General features: G+C 55.5%; 1 protein-coding gene, 1 tRNA gene and 2 rRNA genes (1 of these 4 cut by a window edge). All 4 read right to left on the minus strand.

Annotated elements, in window-relative coordinates:
• Positions 1-143: 143 nt before the first annotated feature.
• Positions 144-557 (minus strand): hypothetical protein, encoded by a 414-nt coding sequence (locus RXV88_RS05225; protein ID WP_316291054.1) that lies wholly within the window; start codon positions 555-557, stop codon positions 144-146.
• 241 nt (positions 558-798) lie between these two features.
• Positions 799-875 (minus strand) — tRNA-Met (locus RXV88_RS05230).
• A gap of 74 nt (positions 876-949) precedes the next feature.
• Positions 950-1064, minus strand: a 5S ribosomal RNA gene (gene rrf / locus RXV88_RS05235).
• An 80-nt stretch (positions 1065-1144) separates the two neighbouring features.
• Positions 1145-2500, minus strand: a 23S ribosomal RNA gene (locus tag RXV88_RS05240); it runs 2058 nt beyond the window's last position.

A 2500-nucleotide genomic window follows, 5' to 3' on the forward strand; every position in this document is an offset into this window, starting at 1 on the left:
CGAACAACGGCATGCTGTCGCCCATTGACTATGAGATCAGACAGCAAAAACTGAACGAGGCAGGTGTCTAGGAAATCTAGGGGCACCTCACATCGTAACACTTTCCGAAAGCGAGATCAGCGAACTGCAAATCGGCCTGAAAGTTACGATGGGCGCGCTCTGTCTGAGGGACCTTGCGGACAAGACCCGACGGCCTGCGCAAACACTTGATGGAGCCGGAGCTCTTCAACGAGTTCTGTTTGGAGTTCACGCGCAAGGTGAACCGCCTTGGGATCGAGCGTGGCGCGGATCTGGTAGGATGGCAGCGAGAGTTTGAACGGGTTGATCGTGAGTTGGACAAGATGGTCGAGGCCATTCTTCAGGGCTTCCCGCCGCTCAAGCTGAAGGACAAAGCCGAACTGGCTGAGTTGCTGCCGAATGCCGATGAGCCGCCGCCCCTGTCGCATCCAAACATGGCACATATCTATCACGAGCGGGTCTGCAAGCTCTGCGAGAACCTTCTCCGCGAAGAAGAACGCGCGCCAGCGGTCGATGTGCTGCGGTCGCTCATAGAACAAGTGACACTCATGCCTGACAATGGGAATTGGCGAATAACCTGCGCGGCGATTTGGGCGCGATCTTGCGCTTTGCGGCAGGAAAGAAAAACCCCGACTTCCTTTCGGAGGCCGAGGCACTGGACAACCTGCTATCGCAGGGATCGTTGGTTGCGGGAGGGCGCAACAGACGATCTCTGCGCTCGATGTCCCAAAACGCAAAAAACCTCCGCGGCAGGACTGGCGGAGGCGTCGCAAGTAACGTTGGTTGCGGGGGTAGGATTTGAACCTACGACCTTCAGGTTATGAGCCTGACGAGCTACCGGGCTGCTCCACCCCGCGCCAAAGCGCGCCTCAGGTCTTTTTATAAGGTCTGAGGCACATCGAAAGAGAGATACACATTCGGTTCTTACTAGGTTTGGCGATGACCTACTCTCCCACGTCTTAAGACGCAGTACCATTGGCGCAACGGCACTTAACGGCCGGGTTCGGAATGGAGCCGGGTGTTTTGCTCGTGCTATGATCACCAAACCGAGAAAGAACCAAATGTCCAAGTCACGTACACTGCGGTGTATGCTTTCAATCCGTATGAAGCCTGGCTTCTACTGGATCAAATCAAGCCTATCGGGCCATTAGTACCGGTCAACTGAACACATTACTGTGCTTACATCTCCGGCCTATCGACGTGGTGGTCTTCCACGGCCCTCAGGGATACCTTGTTTTGAGGGGGGCTTCCCGCTTAGATGCCTTCAGCGGTTATCCTGTCCGATCATAGCTACCCTGCACTGCTGCTGGCGCAACAACAGGTCCACCAGTGGATCGTTCACCCCGGTCCTCTCGTACTAGGGGCAACTCCTCTCAAGTATCCTACACCCACGGCAGATAGGGACCGAACTGTCTCACGACGTTCTAAACCCAGCTCACGTACCTCTTTAAACGGCGAACAGCCGTACCCTTGGGACCTGCTCCAGCCCCAGGATGAGATGAGCCGACATCGAGGTGCCAAACACTGCCGTCGATATGGACTCTTGGGCAGTATCAGCCTGTTATCCCCGGCGTACCTTTTATCCGTTGAGCGATGGCCCTCCCACTTGGGACCACCGGATCACTATGGCCGTCTTTCGACTCTGCTCGACTTGTCAGTCTTGCAGTCAGGCTGGCTTCTGCCATTGCACTCAACGAGCGATTTCCGACCGCTCTGAGCCAACCTTCGCGCGCCTCCGTTACGATTTAGGAGGCGACCGCCCCAGTCAAACTACCCGCCACACAGGGTCCCGGATCCGGATAACGGACCGCGGTTAGACATCAAGCAAAGCAAGGGTGGTATCTCAAGGGTGGCTCCACAGAAACTGGCGTTACTGCTTCAAAGCCTACCACCTATCCTGCACATGCTTGGCCTGATGCCAATGTGAAGCTGTAGTAAAGGTGCACGGGGTCTTTCCGTCTAACCGCGGGAAGCCTGCATCTTGACAGGCAATTCAATTTCGCTGAGTCGATGTTGGAGACAGCGGGGAAGTCGTTACGCCATTCGTGCAGGTCGGAACTTACCCGACAAGGAATTTCGCTACCTTAGGACCGTTATAGTTACGGCCGCCGTTTACCTGGGCTTCAATTCAAGGCTCTCACCTCTCCTTTTAACCTTCAGGCACCGGGCAGGCGTCAGACCCTATACGTCGTCTTGCGACTTCGCAGAGCCCTGTGTTTTTAGTAAACAGTCGCCACCCCCTGGTTTGTGCCCCCAGCCCCTAGTTGCCTAGGAACCGGGCCTCCTTCTCGCGAACTTACGGAGGTATTTTGCCGAGTTCCTTCAACATCGTTCTCTCAAGCGCCTTGGTATTCTCTACCAGTCCACCTGTGTCGGTTTAGGGTACGATCTCATGATGGAGCTATTTCCAGGAACCAATCAGCGGCCCCTCCAATCCGATAAGGAGGAACAACCTTCATGATCCGTCACTTCCATCTGGCCC

The sequence above is a fragment of the Aestuariicoccus sp. MJ-SS9 genome, assembly GCF_032586235.1.
Lineage (GTDB): Bacteria > Pseudomonadota > Alphaproteobacteria > Rhodobacterales > Rhodobacteraceae > Aestuariicoccus.